The sequence below is a fragment of the Leptospiraceae bacterium genome (genome assembly GCA_016708435.1).
Classification (GTDB): domain Bacteria; phylum Spirochaetota; class Leptospiria; order Leptospirales; family Leptospiraceae; genus UBA2033.
Genome location: JADJFV010000001.1, coordinates 886,572 through 905,327, shown reverse-complemented (window position 1 = coordinate 905,327; position 18,756 = coordinate 886,572). Strand labels below are relative to the sequence as shown.

The 18,756-nt window shown below is 34.4% G+C and carries 19 protein-coding genes; 7 read left to right on the top strand and 12 right to left on the bottom strand.

Translation table 11 applies throughout. The features are described from left to right. The first annotated feature begins 61 nt into the window (after positions 1-61). The 3 genes from IPH52_04360 (at position 62) to IPH52_04350 (ending at position 2,388) form a co-directional block, all read left to right on the top strand. A complete protein-coding gene (locus IPH52_04360) occupies positions 62-394 on the top strand; it encodes an STAS domain-containing protein (protein ID MBK7054276.1) in 333 nt (110 codons plus the stop codon). A gap of 82 nt (positions 395-476) precedes the next feature. After that, positions 477-1,430, top strand: coding sequence for a UDP-N-acetylmuramate dehydrogenase (gene murB / locus IPH52_04355; protein ID MBK7054275.1), 954 nt, complete (start codon positions 477-479; stop codon positions 1,428-1,430). 295 nt (positions 1,431-1,725) lie between these two features. Then, on the top strand, positions 1,726-2,388 hold the full coding sequence (locus IPH52_04350; protein MBK7054274.1) for a hypothetical protein: 663 nt from the start codon (positions 1,726-1,728) through the stop codon (positions 2,386-2,388). Between the two features lie 35 nt (positions 2,389-2,423). Here the strand turns inward: IPH52_04350 and IPH52_04345 are convergent, their stop codons facing one another. Next, entirely contained in the window at positions 2,424-3,743 is a 1,320-nt protein-coding gene (locus tag IPH52_04345) for a hypothetical protein (GenBank protein ID MBK7054273.1), read from the bottom strand. A gap of 129 nt (positions 3,744-3,872) precedes the next feature. Beyond that, positions 3,873-5,183 (bottom strand): chromosomal replication initiator protein DnaA, encoded by a 1,311-nt coding sequence (gene dnaA / locus IPH52_04340; GenBank protein ID MBK7054272.1) that lies wholly within the window; start codon positions 5,181-5,183, stop codon positions 3,873-3,875. 541 nt (positions 5,184-5,724) lie between these two features. Here dnaA and IPH52_04335 point away from each other — a divergent pair. The 4 genes from IPH52_04335 to IPH52_04320 all read left to right on the top strand — a co-directional run bounded on the left by IPH52_04335 (position 5,725) and on the right by IPH52_04320 (position 11,061). Further along, positions 5,725-6,045 carry a hypothetical protein gene (locus IPH52_04335; protein MBK7054271.1) on the top strand — a complete coding sequence of 107 codons (321 nt, stop codon included), beginning with the start codon at positions 5,725-5,727 and terminating at the stop codon, positions 6,043-6,045. After that, entirely contained in the window at positions 6,045-9,488 is a 3,444-nt protein-coding gene (locus IPH52_04330) for a methylmalonyl-CoA mutase family protein (GenBank protein MBK7054270.1), read from the top strand. The genes IPH52_04335 and IPH52_04330 overlap by 1 nt, the downstream gene beginning before the upstream one ends. Before the next feature lies 1 nt (position 9,489). Beyond that, a complete protein-coding gene (locus IPH52_04325; GenBank protein MBK7054269.1) occupies positions 9,490-10,362 on the top strand; it encodes an acyl-CoA thioesterase in 873 nt (290 codons plus the stop codon). A 171-nt stretch (positions 10,363-10,533) separates the two neighbouring features. Next, a complete protein-coding gene (locus IPH52_04320) occupies positions 10,534-11,061 on the top strand; it encodes a hypothetical protein (protein MBK7054268.1) in 528 nt (175 codons plus the stop codon). A gap of 8 nt (positions 11,062-11,069) precedes the next feature. On the opposite strand, the gene IPH52_04315 is transcribed toward IPH52_04320, so the two are convergent. From IPH52_04315 to IPH52_04270, 10 genes are all read right to left on the bottom strand, one after another. After that, entirely contained in the window at positions 11,070-11,474 is a 405-nt protein-coding gene (locus IPH52_04315) for a hypothetical protein (GenBank protein ID MBK7054267.1), read from the bottom strand. 11 nt (positions 11,475-11,485) lie between these two features. Then, on the bottom strand, positions 11,486-12,220 hold the full coding sequence (locus tag IPH52_04310) for an endoflagellar motor protein (GenBank protein MBK7054266.1): 735 nt from the start codon (positions 12,218-12,220) through the stop codon (positions 11,486-11,488). A 1-nt stretch (position 12,221) separates the two neighbouring features. Next, positions 12,222-12,869, bottom strand: coding sequence for a hypothetical protein (locus tag IPH52_04305; protein ID MBK7054265.1), 648 nt, complete (start codon positions 12,867-12,869; stop codon positions 12,222-12,224). Between the two features lie 67 nt (positions 12,870-12,936). After that, positions 12,937-13,902 (bottom strand): radical SAM protein, encoded by a 966-nt coding sequence (locus tag IPH52_04300; GenBank protein MBK7054264.1) that lies wholly within the window; start codon positions 13,900-13,902, stop codon positions 12,937-12,939. Between the two features lie 20 nt (positions 13,903-13,922). Beyond that, positions 13,923-14,984, bottom strand: a complete 1,062-nt coding sequence (locus tag IPH52_04295; protein MBK7054263.1) for a hypothetical protein — start codon at positions 14,982-14,984, stop codon at positions 13,923-13,925. 16 nt (positions 14,985-15,000) lie between these two features. Then, on the bottom strand, positions 15,001-15,336 hold the full coding sequence (locus IPH52_04290; protein ID MBK7054262.1) for an STAS domain-containing protein: 336 nt from the start codon (positions 15,334-15,336) through the stop codon (positions 15,001-15,003). 340 nt (positions 15,337-15,676) lie between these two features. Further along, positions 15,677-16,021 (bottom strand): P-II family nitrogen regulator, encoded by a 345-nt coding sequence (locus tag IPH52_04285; protein ID MBK7054261.1) that lies wholly within the window; start codon positions 16,019-16,021, stop codon positions 15,677-15,679. Between the two features lie 13 nt (positions 16,022-16,034). Continuing rightward, complete coding sequence (locus tag IPH52_04280) at positions 16,035-17,339, bottom strand: ammonium transporter (protein MBK7054260.1); 1,305 nt, start codon at positions 17,337-17,339, stop codon at positions 16,035-16,037. Between the two features lie 322 nt (positions 17,340-17,661). Then, the gene (locus IPH52_04275) at positions 17,662-18,021 is read right to left on the bottom strand and encodes a DUF5329 family protein (protein ID MBK7054259.1); all 360 of its coding nucleotides are present in this window, start codon (positions 18,019-18,021) and stop codon (positions 17,662-17,664) included. Between the two features lie 22 nt (positions 18,022-18,043). Continuing rightward, a complete protein-coding gene (locus tag IPH52_04270) occupies positions 18,044-18,742 on the bottom strand; it encodes a hypothetical protein (GenBank protein MBK7054258.1) in 699 nt (232 codons plus the stop codon). Positions 18,743-18,756: the final 14 nt, after the last annotated feature.

Below are 18,756 nucleotides of genomic sequence, written 5' to 3'. Positions count from 1 at the left end.
TCAAAAATTATTCTTGCTAATTTCATTCCTAGAATTTAACTTAATCAGAAAGCGGAGAAATATGGAATACAAATTAATAGAAGGAATTCAGTTGATCAAAATGGAAGGCTCTGTCCTTCAATCCGATAGCGGGCGACTTGACCGATACTTCAGCCAGATTTTTTCATCTGACTCTAAGAATGTGGTTATTGATCTAACCGATGCCAATCATATCTCATCCTCAGTTCTTGGACAGATTGTATTTCTCAAAAATAAATTGAAGGCATTGTCAGGAGATATTCGTCTCGTAATTACAGACGATGACTTGCTAGAACTCTTTGATCTAACAATGCTTAATAAAGTTTTTGAAATCTACCCTAATGTAGATGCAGCGTTTGAATCTTATCAGCGTTAGTTTTTTACTTTGGTAAATAGTTCTTGGATTGAATTTCAAAAAGAATTGACCTGTATTCATTTTAAAATTCAATATCGAAGAAATGAAAACTCTTTCTAAAACGCAAACACTCGAAATTATCGACGAACTCAAAAAGAAAAAAATCGGATACAGAACCGATGTGGGCTTGTCAGTATTATCCTCATTTAAGATAGGAGGAATAAGTCCACTTGTTATTGAACCAGAGACCAGAGAAAGTTTAGTGCAAGCTCTCGAGTGTTTAAATCGATTCGATACAACATACCGAGTGTTAGGCGGAGGATCTAATTTATTAATCTCAGATACTCCCGATGATTTTATCACTCTTCGTCTTTCCGGAGAGTTCAAAGAATTCAATCAAGTAGAAGAGGGAACATTTTACATCGGAGCTGCGGCTAACACAACTCCTACCTTCAAGAAAATTTCACAAATGGGATATACAGGAGTTGAGTTTTTGAGCACAATTCCAGGTTGGGTTGGAGGAGCAGTCATTCAAAATGCTGGTTGTTATGGCGGTGAATTATTTAACAAAATAGAATTTGTAGAATTTATAAAAGAAGGAAAGCTTCATATCAAACCCACAAATGAAATTGAACATGGCTACCGGTTTACAGAGTTTCTCCGCAACAAAGATTCTATCATCACAGGAATTCAAATAAAAGTTGAGCCGGGTAATTTGGAAGAGATTGAAGCATCTCTCAAGGAGAAACGGGACAAAAGAAATTCCTCTCAACCTGAAAACAAAAAGAGTGCTGGCTCTGTTTTTAAGAATCCAAATTTAAAAGACGAACATGGCAATCCAGTAAAAAGCTGGAAGCTAATTGACGAAGCGGGGCTAAGAGGCATTATCCAAGGAGGAGCACAGATTTCACCAGAGCATTGTAATTTTATAGTAAACATCGGCGGTGCTACGGCGGCAGATGTGCATTATCTCGTAAAAACCATTCAAGAGAAAGTTCATACAATTTCTGGCGTTTTACTTGAGCGAGAGATTGAGTATTTCGGGACAGTAGGTTAAATCCAAGTCCTAAATTAAATTAAAAAATATAAACACATTGCCAATTTTTTTAATTTTCCATTTGACAAAAAAGAAAGAATAAATATACCTATTAATATACTATTTTCTTGTGTAGTATACGGAAAGTTAATCCAGCTTTCTAGGCGTTAGCAGCGTCCCCAAATAGGTTTTAGGTCAGCCGGATTCTTAAGAAGACAACTCGCTATTGCGAAACAGCATCCCCCTAGGTCTCTCTTATGAATCCGGCCTTTTTTGTATTTTACAATTCCTCTTCCTATTTTACTCTGACCTCAATATGTCTTTAGAATTAGCTCACACATTAATCAAAGAAAGAGAATTGGTTCCTGGAAATTTAAACCAAGCTGAACAAATTCTTTTAGAATCAATACAGTCAAGCCCTACCTCCCGCGCATACGGCTTATTAGCCGAAATCCAATATTGGAGAGGCGAAGTTGCTTCCAAAGATGATAAAATTTCTATCTATGAAAAAGGAATTGATTTTGGGAAAAAAGGCACCGCACTCGATAAGGACAATATCGAATCCACTTTCTGGCTGGGTGTATGTTATGGATTTTTAGGGGAAGAGCGCGGAATCATGAGTAGCTTCTTTTTACTCGACCCAATTGAAACTTGCTTTAATCATGCTTTAAAGTTGGACGAATCTTATTTCTATGGAGCACCTCTGCGTTCTCTTGGATTCTTCTTTCACAAAATACCAAGCTGGCCTATCTCGAAAGGTGATAACAAGAAAGCACTCTCCTACTTAGAAAAGGCACTTGTGTATGGACCTGAATTTTATCTGAACCATCTTTACATTGCGTTTGTGCATAAGTCACTTGGAAATATGGCAAAATATCGACACCATCTTGAGTGGATAATAGAAGCTAACCCCACAAGAAAATTCGCGGAAGAAAATGCGCGTTATAAAGAACAGGCAAAGAAATTATTAAAGCATTGATTGTGAATTGTTTAAATTACAATATACTCCTAATGCTACTTTAATCCATCTCGCATAACGTTTAAATACTCCCGGATATAAAAAATATACTCCTGATGAAGCTGGTGATAAGAAAAATTTGTTTCTGGATTGAGTTGCATATAATCGAATTCATTTAAAGTTTTCATCAGCCTCGAGAAATTCTTAAAATAATGAATATAATAGCGATTTTCTGGGTGTTCTTTTGCATACGTTAGAAGTGCTCTTAGAATATCATTTACATTGATTCTAGAATTGGTTAGAGTTTGAAAAAAGTCTGTAACGAGTAATGGCGCATAGCCGCTATTGATTCTTTTTATCTGTCCTTTTACAATGCTCTCCCTTCCGAATTTTTCTTCCTCCCATCGAAGAAGCAATAACTCCATTTGATTTTTAAATAGACTTGCCTTTACTTCATACTGTTTCTTGAAGGGAGACTTTTCAAAGGTAGCGATTAATTGTTCATATTCTTCAGGCCTATCTCTTTTGGCTAAATTATAAATTCTGATAGCATTCTGTAAAATTTCCCCGTTTCTCTTTAATTGTGCATTTGTATCTGCGATGATTTTAGAATTGTTAATGATTGACTCTTGTTTAATTAATTCAATCAAATCAGTAGATATCTGACTCAAAGTATGAATAATTTCATTTAGAGCAAGCAAGTAAAGTCCATCTTCTCCTAGAGAAGCTTGGAATTTGCGGATAGCGTTCATATACCCATAAATTGTTTTCTTTCGCTTTTCTTCTCTTCCTTCCAAATAGAATTTATATGCTGCATAGTTTTTTGTTAAAGTAAATCCTAAGTTTAAATTCTCTACGCCTTGCAAGTTTTCAGGCTCTAAAGAAGTTAGAATTTTCTCAGAAAGATTTTTCATCGAATCAATAGAGTCTTTATCTGCATCAATTTGAAATTCAGTTTGTTTGCCATTAACCTCAATTATTTTTACATGTATAGTTACCTTACTTCCTTTTTCGATGTAATATCCGGTGATATATGTATCAATTTCAGGATTTTCCTTTCCATGAATTACAATTATATCTTTCAAAAAATTTTCAAATTCTTGATCTCCAATACTCTGCGCAATTTGCATAGAGTTATAAATATAGTATTTTTCAAATTCTTCATCGACATAACGGCATTTATCAGAGAAACTAATAGAAGAAATGATAGCAGAGGTTAAAATGGGAGAGAAATCCTTCTCCTGCAGGTTTGATTTATTCTGGAATGGAATCACAGAAACTCTAATTATTTTTTTAATTTCAGTATTCTTTTTTTGGTCCGACTTGCATGAAAGAAAAATCAATAATAAAGAAACAATGACTATTCCAAATTTCATTTTCAACCTACTCACAATAGTTTTGACTCAAAAAAGGATTCACCTTCTTTGTAATTTTACAAAGCCAACTATTTTTTTTGCGGTAGAGGAATTATGAGATGAAGTTTAAAATTGCATTGAGATTGAAAACTATTTGTATTCGAATTGGGATTTAAAGGAGTTCACTGTCTTTCTAAAACTTAAATCATCCTTCATCATTTCTTTGATTCGATTGATTGCACTGATTACTGTTGTATGCTTGGTATTAAATACTCGTCCGATTAAAGTCTTGTTCATATTACATACTTCAAAAAGCAAATACATACAAATATGGCGAGGAATTATATATTCCGCCTTTCTACTTTTACTTAAAATGTCTTTCTTTGATTGCGTGTAACGTTCACATACCAAATCAATAATCTTTTCATGATTTATATCCAAATCTTTGCTCTTATGAAGGCGATTTTCAAGTAATTCTTTTACCTTCTCATCACTCACAAACAACAAAGAAAAGGTTTTCTTATATAGCTGTAAATCATTTAAACATCCAAGCAAGGCTCTTGTGTCTGTCTGGAAATTATCAGAAATAAATTGAATAGCTGTATCGCTTAATTGCAGATTCGCTTCCTTTGACTTTTGTTTTAAAATACCAATTCGAACTGTTTCATCAGGTGCTTGAATTTCCACCTGACAACCGGTAATAAATCTAGAACGAAGTCTTTCGCTGATTGGCAACTCAGAAATTGGTCTATCCGCTGCGAGGATAATCTGTCTTTTGCGATCAAACAGGTAATTAAATATGGCAAAGAATTCTTCTTGTGTCTTTTCAGCAGTGCTATTGAGGTTTTGAATATCATCAATGATTAAAGTGTGATAAGATTGATACTTTAATTTGAATGCATCCATAGCTTGTCTGTTCTGAACATTAAATACAAATTCAGAAAGGAAATCAGAAATGGAAATGTATTTGATTGGCTTATCAGGATGATTCTGTGTTAAAGAATTTCCTATTGCGTGAAGCAAATATGTCTTACCCACACTCACTTTTCCATGAATATAGATAGGATTTTGTTTTCCAGGATTCTCAATTGCATCTTTGCAAGCCATATAGGCCATGCGATTGGAGTCACTCAGTATAAATTTTTCTAGAATATAATCTGGATTGAAAGGAAATGAATCTTCTTTAAACTTTGTATCAATGAAGCTTGCAATTGGAGTATCATTAGAGTCAACATGAATTTGTATTTTAAATTTTGATCCACCAACTTTCTCGGCAGCATCGGCAATTACAGTTTGATATTTCTTTTCTACATGATTTTTTATTAGGGAAGAAGGTGCTTTGATTATCAAACTATCATCTTTGAACTCTACAAATGATAGCGGAGAGATGAAAGGTTCAAAATACATAGCAGGAATTTGTTTTGAAACTTCATCTAAAATCTTAGGCCAGATTGATTCCAAATTCCCTCCTGTTAAAACACGCATGACTGAAAAACAACATATTCAATGTATCGAAATTCATAAACAGTAAAATCTAATTTTTAAGAAAAAAGTGTACTCGGAAAATAAAAATAGGACGAATGATGACCATAGGTTTCTAATGAAAAATTTTTATTTTTTTTTTTTAATGGTACAGTTTAGAAAAGTAAAATTATTCTTTATTAATATGGTTTGTAAATACATTAGTACATTAGAATATTCTAATGTAACAAAAAACGAATGATTTTACTAAATTGAATCTTTAATTTTTTTTTGGAAAAATAAAAAAATTTAATTAAAGATTCCTACAATCCTCTCTAGATTTTTTCCAATTAATTGTTAGATGTTTTCTTGTATATATTAATGATTTGGGCTCTTCTGAAATCTGGGAGAATTGAATTAGTATGTTTATTGCTGATTATAAGAAGTCTTTTTTAATACGAAGAATTCCTTCTTCAAAAAATAATTCAAATAATAGTATTTTATATTGACACTGGTAAAATATTTTTTCATTCTAAGATTTATGGCAGACAAGAAAACATTTGTTCGTGTTTGGACAGCCTTTGATCCGATCGATGTAAAGAAGCATCTATTATTAATCGATGATTTATACGGTTCCTGTGCCAATTGTAAGCAACTTGGCTTAAATTATCTAAAAGATAAAGAATGTCCAGGATGTAAAACCGTCTTCAAATATGTCACCACCAACCTGAAGGGTATGGATGACGTTAAAAAAATTCTCGGAAGAATCCAAGAAATGAATCTGAATCTTACTTTGATCGAAAAAGAAGACTATGTGCACGCTACAGCAAAAGACGCTGTCAAAGATCTTTTCAAAAGCTAATGGATTCTACTTCGCCTTATCAAACAAAACATAAAATACGAATTGTAACTTCTACATCCTTGTTTGACGGGCACGATGCCAGTATCAATGTTATGCGTCGTATTCTACAATCCAGTGGAGTAGAAGTCATTCACTTAGGTCATAATAGATCAGCAAAAGAAATAGTAGATTGCGCTATCCAAGAAGATGTGCAGGCAATCGCTATTACCTCCTACCAAGGTGGGCATATTGAATTTTTTAAATACATATTTGATTTATTAAAAGAAAGAAATTCAACTCATATTCGTATTTTTGGAGGAGGAGGAGGAACCATTCTTCCTTCCGAAATGAAAGAATTGCATGACTACGGGATTTGCAGGATTTATTCTCCTGATGATGGTAGAGCAATGGGTCTACAAGGAATGATCAATGATTTACTTATAAAATCTGATTTTCCCAATGGACGATATACGACTAACGAAGATTATTCACAACACAGGGAAATACTTTTAGCAAAAGCAATTTCCATTCTAGATAACTCAGAAGAAATTCCTTCCGAGTTGAAAAATAATCTCCAACTAAAAGAAAATTCCAATACACCAATCATTGGTTTAACAGGAACAGGTGGAGCTGGAAAATCATCAATCACCGATGAATTAATTCGTCGCTTCTTGACGGATTTCCCTGACAGGCAAATAGGAATTATCTCCATTGACCCCAGTAAAAAGAAAACAGGCGGAGCGCTTCTAGGTGATAGAATTCGCATGAATTCGATCGATCATCCAAATGTATTCATGCGCTCCCTAGCTACTAGAGAAGCAAATCTTTCCGTAAATAAACATATTTCTGAAATTGTAAAACTATTTAGAGCAGCTTACTTTGACATTATCTTTATAGAGACAGCGGGGATTGGACAGTCTGACTCTATGATTACTGAGATAGCGGATATTAGTATTTATGCGATGACTCCTGAATTTGGTGCTGCTACTCAATTAGAAAAAATTGATATGCTTGATTTTGCTGATTTAGTTGTGATAAATAAATTTGATCGCTTTGGTGCTGAAGACGCACTTCGCTCTGTTGCCAAGCAATATCAAAGAAATCATCAACTCTTTGAAACAAAAATTGAATCGATGCCTATCTATGGAACTATCGCTTCTCAGTTCAATGATGCAGGGATGAATCGATTTTTCTGCGCATTACTCGAAATAATAGAACAAAAGACACAAATACCATTACAATCCAAAACGTTTATTGATCTTAAGTCAAAATCAGATACTAAAAATTTTTCACTCAGTATTGTTCCACAAAATAGAACACGTTATCTTTCAGAAATTGCAAATGGAAATGAGGATTACAAGAAGTTTACCCATGAGCAGTCTGAGATTGCAAGCAAGATGTATCAACTCAAAGGTGCAATTGAGATTCTTGATCCAGATATAAAATCCAAAACTTCTCCAGTAGATTTGTCTTTTCATAAACATCTTTCTTTAAACGCAAATCAATTTACCTCTTTCGGTGTTACAGAATTATTAAAATACTATCAATCTCTAGAATCACAACTTCATCCTGAATGCAAAGCAATTTTGGAATCATGGGAAGGCAAAATTTCAAATTATAAATCTGAAAACTTTATCTACAAAGTCAGAGACAAAGAAATTAGAGTTTCCAATTATACAAAATCACTTTCCGAATTAGACATTCCAAAAATTTCACTTCCAAGATTTAAAGATTGGGGTGATATACTTCATTGGAGCTTGCAAGAAAACGTTCCCGGTGAATTTCCATTTACCGCTGGTGTCTATCCGTTTAAACGGGCAGAAGAAGATCCTACTAGAATGTTTGCAGGAGAAGGTGGACCGGAAAGAACCAACAAACGCTTTCATTACATAACAAAGGGGCAAAATATTATTCGCCTCTCTACGGCATTTGATTCCGTGACTCTATATGGAGAAAATCCAGATAAGCGCATGGATATTTATGGTAAGATTGGAAATTCAGGTGTTTCCATAGCTTCGCTTGATGATATTAAAAAACTGTATTCTGGTTTTGATTTGTGCAAGCCAACTGCGTCAGTCTCAATGACTATCAATGGACCTGCTCCAATGCTTCTTGCTTTTTTTCTAAATGCAGTCATTGACCAACAATGTGAAATATATATTCGCGAACAGGGCATAAAGTCAGAAGTAGAATCAAAGATCGCAAAGATTTATGAGGGAAGTTCTGCGGTTAAACCAAAATATGCGGGTGATTTACCAAGTCATCATAATGGATTAGGCTTACTTTTACTCGGTGTTACGGGTGATATGGTTTTGCCGCAAGAAGTATACGAAAAAATTAAAGCGGATGCAATTTCTAAAATCAGAGGAACTGTTCAAGCTGATATACTGAAGGAAGATCAAGCACAAAACACTTGTATTTTCTCCACTGAATTTGCTCTCAAACTGATGGGAGACATTCAAGAATACTTTATCCAGAATAAGGTTAGAAATTTTTATTCTGTTTCGATTTCGGGTTATCATATTGCGGAAGCAGGAGCTAATCCTATTACGCAACTTGCACTCACACTCTCAAATGGTTTTACTTATGTAGAATATTATCTTTCTCGCGGAATGAAGATAGATGATTTTGCTCCGAACTTATCTTTCTTTTTTTCCAATGGAATGGATCCTGAGTATAGTGTATTAGGTAGAGTTGCTAGAAGAATTTGGGCGAAAGCAATTAAGAATAAATACAAAGGGCAAGTAAGAAGTCAGTTATTAAAATATCATATTCAAACATCAGGCAGATCTTTACACGCACAAGAAATTGAATTCAATGATATTCGCACGACCTTACAAGCATTAACCGCACTTTATGATAATTGTAATTCACTTCATACAAATGCATTCGACGAAGCAATCACTACTCCAACAGAAGAATCTGTTCGACGGGCAATGGCAATTCAACTCATCATCAATAGAGAAATGGGTTTAGCAAAAAATGAAAATCCATTGCAGGGAAGTTTTATCATTGAAGAGCTGACTGATTTAGTGGAAGAAAGAGTCATGCAAGAATTTGTTCGTATTTCGGAGCGCGGTGGAGTTTTAGGTGCAATGGAAACAATGTATCAACGAAACAAAATCCAAGATGAGTCTCTCTATTACGAGCATCTAAAACACTCTGGAGAGTTTCCAATCATTGGAGTAAATACTTTTTTAAATAGCAAAGGCTCTCCTACTATTATCCCAGAAGAAATTATCCGATCTACTCGCGAAGAAAAGGATTTGCAAATTAGTAATATTCAAAACCTTCACAAAATTCATTCCAGTATATCAGAAGAAAAAATTAAACATCTAAAACTTTCTGCTATCAAAAATGAAAATCTATTCTCTACTCTTATGGACGTTAGTAGGTATCTCTCATTAGGACAAATGACCCGTGCCTTATATGAAGTAGGTGGACAATACCGAAGAAATATGTAAAATGCAAATCTACGAATATAAACTTACCACACGCCATTCAGAATTAGATTCTAGTCTTCATGTGAATAACGCCAATTATCTGCGCTATCTCGAAGAAGCGCGTGTCCATATGATGGAAAATCAAAATTTCCCAATAAATGAAGTTCACACTGCCAACGTAGAAATGATACTTTATAAATATGTCTGTCATTATAAACAACAGGTGCTTTATCCAGAGAAGTTGACCGTCAGAAGTAAACAAATTCAAACGAAGAAAATACGCGGTATTCTAAGACAAGAAATATATAGAGAAGATGAATCTCTTTGTTTTGAAGCAGATGCTTATTGGGCATACCATGCGAAAGACAAATCCTCATTAGACGCAACTCTGGAGTTTGCCAAAAAGTTTGGACAAGGCTTACATGAAAATATTCCCGCCTTACACTCTGAAAAAAATTTTACGACTAATGAATGCTATCCGCTAAATCAAATTAAAGTAGAAGTTCGTCCTTACGAACTAGATTCTTTTCAACATGTAAATAATGCAGTCTATGCAAACTACTTTGAAATTGGACGTTGGAATTTTAGACGAAGTCTATTTCCTGATTTATTGTTTTTTAAAAAGTTAAATCTAACATTTGTGTTATACAAAACGGAAATTCAATTTTTAAAGCCTTCTTTTCTTTTTGAAGAATTATTTATTAAAACATGGTTAGTCAAAACAACGCCACTGAGAATCACTTACTGGCAAGAAATTCAAAACAAAGATGGAATCATACACGCGAGTTGCCGCTCCGAAGGTTGTTTAATAAATAACAAGGGTTTGCCCACGAAGATGGTGCCCGAAATTCTACGGGTTTACAATACTATGCTGTGCGAAAAAACAGAACTGTAATAACTTATTTTTAAAATATTGATTCACACCTATTCACTTCGTGATACTATGGAATCAAATTTTTACATATGCTAAAAAATCTCAAGTTGATGAATTTTATTGTCGAAATAGAGAACATAGTTGGTCAAAGTATCAGCAGCATATATTTTTTTAAATAAGGTGAATTAAAGAATGAAACTTTCGCTAGCAAAAATCAGTTCTGAAAGAACTAAGTTACTTTCTGCTAAGACTCCAGAGCAATACATCGCTATTTCGATTAACAGTAAATTGCCTCCAGGAAAAAAAGCGACCATTACTTCTGAATGGTTGGCTAAGACCAATTTTACGTATGAAGATATTTCTTATGCAAGAAATAGAGATCCATATTGGAGAAAGAAAAAATCTCTTGGTAGTAAGCAGAGAAACTTAAAACGTATAAATGATTTTAATTTTAAAAAGCCTGGATCAACTCCGAAGAAAACATGGTCTATTAAAGAAATTGAAGAAATTTTTGATTTAGATAAGAAACTTGTAGATAGAGACTTAGCTAAAAAGTTCAAAACTTCTTTACCAGCTATTAACCATATCAGAAGAAAATTTAAAATGGTAAGAGAAATCTTTGAAATAAAAAATCAAAAGGGTAACAAAACTAAAATTGTTGCCTACTCGATGAAGAGTGAAAAACTTTTACGAGAAGAATTGGCTTCTTTAACTAAATAATCTCTTAGCTATTCGCCTTGCTGAAATTTTCTCATCTTTTCGCAAGTCGAATCTGCTTTAATGCTTCCAGATTTGATTTCTTCACAGGAGAATTTCTGAATCTGGGAGTAACACTCTCTAACAACTTGCTTGATCAACGTAGGATCATTTCCTTTTAGTAAAAATACTCTGCTCTTTTTATTTTTCTCGCTGCACTTTTCTGGCTTTACTTCTGATTTTGCGTAATTCTGCAAACTCTTCTTTATCTTTGTAAAATCATCTTGCATACAGGATTCAAGCTTTTGGCAAATATTATAAGAAATTTCTAGAGATTCTTTTCTCCACTCAGGATCATTGAACTCTGGCTCCTTTCCTTTCTTGCAATTGCTTAATACAAAAAGAGAAATGATAAATAAAAGGGAAATTTTTTTCATTTAGATTCCTACTAACGTTTCCTTATCATGATTTCAATTCGTTCTTGGTTGGCTGCTTCCTCAGGAGTTTCTGCCGTTGCATTTTTTCTAAAACCAGAAAGACCTTGGACTGCGATTCTAGATTCAGGAATTCCATATTTCTCACTTAAAAATTTTGCCATAACAGATGCTCTATAAGAATTATACGCCCAGTTATTCAAATCTTTTTTGTTTTCAATCGTTTCCAAATAGGGAATTTGAACGCGGAGAACTATTTCGATGTTTAAGTCTTGCGTCACTTCTGCGAGCTTTAAGAATAACTCATCGGATTCTTTGGATAACTTAATATTACCCTCTCCTAGTGAGGAAGCTGGAAGAGTAAGAGTCAACTCTTCATTATTCTGTAAATCTATAATTACTTTATCAGAGATTAATAACCGTTTTACACTACTTTGAAATCTTTCCCATAGTCGATAAATCTGTGATTTAGGAACTAAGTCTTTGTCTTTTATGATTCCAGATGAACCATCCATGACAAGAGAATCACCGCCTTCATCAAGACCAAAGCCACCGCGAATAACAGATGAGACAGCCTTTAATTTTCCTGCATCAACAGTAGAGATTGAATACATGACAATAAACAATCCCAACAACAATGTAATCATATCTGCATACGTTAGTAGCCAGCGATCACTAAGATCTTTTTCTTCTGGATGTTTATTTGCTTTTCTTCTTTTTGCTTTTATTGTTGATTCATTGCGTATCATTTTAGTTTCCAAAGTTAGGGAAGCATTCTCTTAGAAATTCATGCTCTTTTCTATCGACTTCTTTGAAGAATGATTCAAACAAATCGTGATTAACTGGAAGGCATGCATGATACCCCTCTTCAATTGTAGCGAATAATGGATGTATGCCAAGGATCTTAGCCATAAATCTTGCTGGCTTCATTATGACAGCATTGATTGGTCTATGCGCTAACTCATAGAATTGTCTGAGATTTAATAGAACTATTTCAACTTGTTTGAAACGTTCTTCTGCATGACCGAGTTCGATAAAATACTGATTATATAATTCAGGTGTTAAATCGTTTCCCTCTTCCCATTTCTTTTCCAAAATCAAATAAGCCATTTGTGTATCTAGTTTATCAGTCAGATTATTCAAGTCGATCAATCTCTCCATGCTCTCTCTTGTTTGTTCTTTGATCATACTTTTAATCTTATCGAAGGAACTAATAGCTAGATCGACCCATTCTGCTTTTGCATCTAAATTATAAATCTTGTCGAAGAAATAATTTACCATCTGTATTGTTTCGGGTCTTTCAAAATAATTATGATAAGTAACATTAAAGCGATGAACCTGCGCTTTAACTACTTGCCTCTTGGCAGCAAATATCTCCTCTTTACTGTAATGAATCATGGAATGTAGTTCAGTATACCTTGAAATGATGAGATTTTGTAAACTTTTTTTTATCCAAGAATATCTCCTACTGACTCGGAAATAACTTACTCGGTGAGATATATTTTGCAACTTTATCCATTATGAATGAAATAATTTCTGCTGATTTCTTTTCTGGATACATATTCAGACTTCCAAATCTATCAAAAGGATAATGAAGAATATCTGAAGTTGTTTTCATCTTTTTCATTTTTTTTAAATAGTCTGCATTGATTCTAAAACTACCAATACTGATGTCCCAAATATTCTCAATTGGAATTGTTGAAAAAGCTTTCTCAATAAACTCTGAGTAAATCTGTTTCCAGTTTTTAACATGTAAGATTGGATCAAGACAGATTCGAACATTCCAACCATCCTTAAGTGCAGAAGTAATATCTTCTAGCCTTCTGTTTAAAGTCGGAGTTTTGTTTTCGTATTTCTTGATAATTTCATCCGGAGATATTGTCCATGCCAGGATTACATTTGGAATTGGTTTTAATTCTTGGATTTTTTTATATTGATTGCTCTTCGTTCGAACTTCAATCACTAAATTGGGATGCTTTCTTGCAAATTCAATCCAAAGATTCGTATAAGGAATTAAGTCTTCAAATGCAAGTAAATCTGTTTCATACGATAGGCAGAGATAAATGGAATTATCCGCTAAAAGCTTTTCCGTTTCACGAAAAAAATCTTCTATATTAACAAAGATCACAATGTTTGCCGAATTAAACATACCTTGCAAATAACAGTATTCACAATTATAAACACAGTTTAAAATCAATGTATTGTAATAAAAATTTTCATATCCGTAATTATTAACGACCTTAGTGGCGGGATAATAGTAATTATCCTTCTTTACTGCGAGAATCAGCTTCATAGATTCTTTTTGTTCTAGAAAGCTTTGACTTGGACGATTGAAAATATGCTTATAATTTTTAACTTCGATTTTAACTGCGTTAGGATTCTTATCTAATAGGAAAGATGTTAGCGGATAATGAAGTGCTTCCTCTTCAATATAGATATGGCTAAATTTTCTCAAGGCAAATCGGCATAAAAGGTATCTCGCATAGTCTGAGTGCTAAGCTTTATATCAAAATGATCGTATTGACCTAAGCTAAAAGTCTTTGCCAATGTATTACCACTAAGACTCGCGCTAGATACAGGAACAACGCAATCAGAAGGAGAAAAGCTACTACCAAGCACCGAACAAGATAAGTATAAGCCAGGGCTTGAAGCTCCTGATCCACCCGTAGCCTGAGTAGATAAAACAGAACCGTAATAGGCATAAAACAAATCATCTCTATCTACTTTCTGATTTAAAGCGGTTAACTTAGCATTTGCCGCACCTGATATTTTATTATCAAAGTTATCCCAGGCTAAATCTTTTCCGCCATTTGTGCTAGTAAGAAAGCTTGCTAAGTTGCCTAACGTTCCTTTGTCTGCTTGGAATTGAGAACTTGCCCAAGGTGAACCATGATAAGGTGCGCCCGTTGATATGACTCTACTTAGATAAGTAGGTCTTGTTCCTTCATAAACAGCAAAGCGAGCAATGAGCCCACCCATAGAGTGACCAAGAATCACCACTGTTCCAGTCTCTTTACCAAATAAGGCATCCATTTTTGCTCGTAGTCTTTTACCGTTTGTATCAATGCTATTGGAAGTAAGGTAATCAAATCCGTAGATATCGTAAGTCTTTGAGGCAACGATTAAATCAAAAGTAGAAGTCTTAATAAAATCTGCCCAACTATCGGTGATAATTCTAGTTTTTTGTTGTGAGGTAGAGAGGCTTAATGTGTCTCTATCTGTAAAATCCCAACCATGGATTAATAAAAGTTTTTTCTTGCCTAGCGTTACGTTTGTAGAAGTCGCTTCCGCTACATAATCTAAATTTAAGTTTGAACTGGATTTGATAAGAGGATTGATATAAAAAATCTTTGCGGCAAGTTCGCCGTTATCCGTAGCCTTTATGGAAAAGAAATATTGAAGAAAATAATTTTGAAGTGCTTTCTTATTTTTGTCGCTCTGGGAAGTGTTGTTACAGGAAATACTAAATATGCCTAAAAAGATAAATAAGATAATTTTTTTTGAAAGTTTCATTTCTTTGTTATTAAAATCATTTAAATGATTTTACCGCTTCTTCTTCACTATCAAAAATTTCTAAGTGTGTATCCATACCTGTCATCTTAAAAACTTTTGCAACTGAACCTACAATGTTTATGATTTTTAAACTGCCTTGGTATTTTTTGAGGCGATACATTCCGGTGACGAGAGTTCCTATTCCAGACGAATCCATAAAGGGAACCTTTAATAGATTAAGGATAATCTGGTATTTCCCTGCTTTGATTTTTTCATCTATCATATCTTTTATTTCTTTAGTGTTGTATAAATCGACTTCGCCGATTACATCAATTATTTGGATAGAATTATTTTCTCTTTCAATCATTTCCATAGAATTACCGATTAAAACTTCCTCTTGTAAAGTGACTCATTCTTTTTTAGTAAGACTAACTTCTTGTTCTTTCGGAGCCGCTTATGCTAAAATATCATTTTTCAATATCTTATGGCAACTACTAAATTTATCAATTACTTTTACTAGCTGTAAAAACCATTTCGATTATCAAAAAATGATACCCGAAAAGGGTTATCCCTAATCACAAAGCATTTCACCTTGCACTGGAAGGCATTTGGTATAAGTAAGTTATAGGTCAGTCATATTTCAAGAAAAATATAACTGATAAGTAAAAAAAAAGCCCCACCGAAGGCAGGGCTTAGAAATTTGCAAGCACTGCTTAGATAGCGCTTGCACCTCTCTCTCCATTTCTGATTCGAATTACCTCTTCAATAGGCATAATGAATATTTTTCCATCACCGATTTTGCCTTCGCCATTCTTTGCCGATTTCAGAATAGCATCTACTGTAGGTTTTACAAATTCGTCATTGACAGCAATTTCGAGTCGAACCTTGCGTAATAAGTTTACTTGGTATTCGTGACCTCTGAAGACCTCTGTCTTTCCTTTTTGTTGACCGTAGCCTTGGACGTCACTGACAGTGAGTCGATAGATTTCATTCTTTGTCAGCTCTGCCTTTACTTCTTCTAGCTTATGCGGTTGAATAATTGCTACAATTAGTTTCATTTATATTATCTCCTTATATTCCATATCCATTTTCACCATGAATCTCTTGGTCAAGACCGTTTATCTCTTTATCTTCTTCAATTCTGAATCCAATTGATTTTTCAATTAGGAATGCAAGAATGTAAGATACGATAAAAGAATAAGCACCAGTCGCAACAACGCTTATTACTTGAACTTGAATTTGATGACCACGTGTAATTCCTTCTGCTAAACTCATTGCAAACACACCTGTAAGGATGGCACCAAATGCTCCACCTACACCATGAATACCAAACGCATCCAATGTATCATCATATCCGAGCTTTCCTTTTAGTAGAATTGCTCCATAACAAACAGGAGAAACTAAAAGACCCATAATGATTGCACTAACAGGACTTACAAACCCAGCAGCGGGTGTAATCACAACTAAGCCGGCAACAATACCAGAGGCAGCACCTAGAGCAGTTGCTTTTTTAGTATGAATCCATTCAATTGCTAACCAAGCTGCACCCGCTGCTGCTGGGGCAATAAGAGTTACAACAAAGGCACGAGCAGCAAGACCGTCTACTTTGAGGCCAGAACCTGCGTTAAAACCAAACCATCCAAACCATAATAGTCCAGATCCAAGTAGTGTATAAGTCATATTATTTGGATGAGTAAGATTTGCTACATCCCCTTTGCGTTTACCAATTACAAGAGCAGCCGCAAGACCTGCAATACCAGAAATCAAATGCACTACAGTTCCACCAGCAAAGTCAAGTGCCCCATCTTTAAATAGCCATCCATCAGCAGCCCAAACCCAATGCGCGACCGGGTCATAGACCAATGTTGCCCAAAGTAAGATAAAAGTTACGTAACCAGAAAGTTTAATTCTCTCCGCAATTGCACCAGAAATCAAAGCAGGTGTAATCAATGCAAACATTCCTTGAAACAAGAAATGAACGTATTTAGGAATTGTTCCTTCTAAAGTATCAAGATCAATCCCATTTAAAAACGCTAAGTTAAAATCCCCGTAAAAAGGATTTGCTCCAGAAAATGCAAAGCTATATCCAAAAATCGTCCATTGAAGAGTCAATACAATGATAGCTATAAAACTATGCATCATAGTAGAAAGAACGTTCTTGGACTTAACGATACCACCGTAGAACAAAGCCAAGCCAGGAATCATGAAAAAAACGAACGCAGAAGACACGATTAACCAAACCGTATCAGCTTTGTCAAGTGTCGGTGCAGCCGGAGCTGGTGCCGGTGTAGTTGCATCTTGGCCGTTTAACAGGGAAGGTATTACAATCGCCATGATAAACAGGACTAGATATTTGAATTTGCTTATTTTTAACATCAAAGTGCCCCCTATTGCTTTTAGAAATACACTTCCACTCAAATTTCTAAAAGAGTTTTTGGAAAGTGTAAATCATACATCTTAAATATTTTTGTATAAAGGAATGCAAAAAGTATGCCTAAACTAGGTCGGTTTATTTAAAAAAAATATTAATTCATGCTTTGGTTTTTTGTTAGCCATATAGCGATACGCAAAACCGCTTCACCTTACGCAAATGCAATAGCTTTTCAAGGCGAAACTCTTTAACTATTTTCCATTGAGAAGTCAGTGTACATTCTGCCTATTCTTTTGGCATTAGCCAATTTTACTAAAAAATTCTTAACTAGTTAAGCTTTTTTAGTGTCTCTCGGAGCCATTTTGCGGACTCGATCTTGGTTCCGTTGGGAAGCTTAACATAGTAGGTATTTCCTGTTAAATAGGATTTTGTAGCGATTTGATCAATGAAGTCGTTTACGGTTTTTATCTTAGATCCTGCATAATCCAGCTTCTTTTGCATATGCACCCTAGCTTCTTTGCCAGAGAATTCTTCGCCATTTCGGATGAAACGCAAATTAGCCTCTGGCTTGTCGAGTTCATTCAGCAGGAATTTGATTTTATCTGCTTCGGTCAAAATATGCTTGGATTGACTTAGCAAAAGACCAAAGGAAATAAAAAAAAATCCTAGAATTAAAAATTGTCGCATGAAAAACTCCTTTGAAATCGCACTATTTTAGCTTGTTTAAAACCTTTTGGTAGAATTTTAAACCTGAATTCTTGCTAATAAACTTTTGTAATTGTTTTACATAAACATGGTCTTCGTCAATTCCTTTGATATTTTCCACATATTGATTTGCTTTGTCGGACTCAGCTCTTAAAGCAAAGAATTTTCCAACCGCAAAATTAAAAGCAATTACTTCTTGGATATGAAATGTTGCTTTCTCTGGATACAAAAGTCGAAAGTCATATTTGTCTCTTAGTAATTCAGGAATTTTATCCAATTCCTTTGAATTGAGGTAAAGCTCTATTTGACTCACTTTTCCAAAAATGAAATCAGGAAATTTCTTTGCCGTGGTGCGTGCGATTTCATTTGCTTTGTCAAATTCCTCTTCTTCGCGGTAAGCCATTTCTAAGAAATTATAAAAAATTTGAATATCAGAGTATTCTTCGATCATTTCATTTAATTTAGCTATTTGTGCCTTTGGACTTTTTTGAACGGAATAATAAAAATCACAAATTTCATCCCGTAAATCGGATGTTATCTTACGACGGGTGTTCAAAGAATCCCAATTTATACTAAAAGATGAGGTTGGGATTGGCGGAACTTGTCTATCTTGTTCTTGCGGAATTGCTGCTACTTCTTCTTCTACGTGCTCTTGTTCAAAGCTAGTGCTTTGACCTTTTTTTCTTCTACTGGACTTTCTCATAAATTCATAAATTG

Coding starts and splice junctions, on each gene's coding strand:
- IPH52_04325 (MBK7054269.1), top strand. CDS start 9,490: ATGCAAATCTACGAATATAAACTTACCACACGCCATTCAGAATTAGAT.
- IPH52_04305 (MBK7054265.1), bottom strand. CDS start 12,869: ATGATTCATTACAGTAAAGAGGAGATATTTGCTGCCAAGAGGCAAGTA.
- IPH52_04320 (MBK7054268.1), top strand. CDS start 10,534: ATGAAACTTTCGCTAGCAAAAATCAGTTCTGAAAGAACTAAGTTACTT.
- IPH52_04295 (MBK7054263.1), bottom strand. CDS start 14,984: ATGAAACTTTCAAAAAAAATTATCTTATTTATCTTTTTAGGCATATTT.
- murB (MBK7054275.1), top strand. CDS start 477: ATGAAAACTCTTTCTAAAACGCAAACACTCGAAATTATCGACGAACTC.
- IPH52_04330 (MBK7054270.1), top strand. CDS start 6,045: ATGGATTCTACTTCGCCTTATCAAACAAAACATAAAATACGAATTGTA.
- IPH52_04285 (MBK7054261.1), bottom strand. CDS start 16,021: ATGAAACTAATTGTAGCAATTATTCAACCGCATAAGCTAGAAGAAGTA.
- IPH52_04350 (MBK7054274.1), top strand. CDS start 1,726: ATGTCTTTAGAATTAGCTCACACATTAATCAAAGAAAGAGAATTGGTT.
- IPH52_04280 (MBK7054260.1), bottom strand. CDS start 17,339: ATGTTAAAAATAAGCAAATTCAAATATCTAGTCCTGTTTATCATGGCG.
- IPH52_04345 (MBK7054273.1), bottom strand. CDS start 3,743: ATGAAATTTGGAATAGTCATTGTTTCTTTATTATTGATTTTTCTTTCA.
- IPH52_04360 (MBK7054276.1), top strand. CDS start 62: ATGGAATACAAATTAATAGAAGGAATTCAGTTGATCAAAATGGAAGGC.
- IPH52_04315 (MBK7054267.1), bottom strand. CDS start 11,474: ATGAAAAAAATTTCCCTTTTATTTATCATTTCTCTTTTTGTATTAAGC.
- IPH52_04275 (MBK7054259.1), bottom strand. CDS start 18,021: ATGCGACAATTTTTAATTCTAGGATTTTTTTTTATTTCCTTTGGTCTT.
- IPH52_04290 (MBK7054262.1), bottom strand. CDS start 15,336: ATGGAAATGATTGAAAGAGAAAATAATTCTATCCAAATAATTGATGTA.
- IPH52_04310 (MBK7054266.1), bottom strand. CDS start 12,220: ATGATACGCAATGAATCAACAATAAAAGCAAAAAGAAGAAAAGCAAAT.
- IPH52_04270 (MBK7054258.1), bottom strand. CDS start 18,742: ATGAGAAAGTCCAGTAGAAGAAAAAAAGGTCAAAGCACTAGCTTTGAA.
- IPH52_04335 (MBK7054271.1), top strand. CDS start 5,725: ATGGCAGACAAGAAAACATTTGTTCGTGTTTGGACAGCCTTTGATCCG.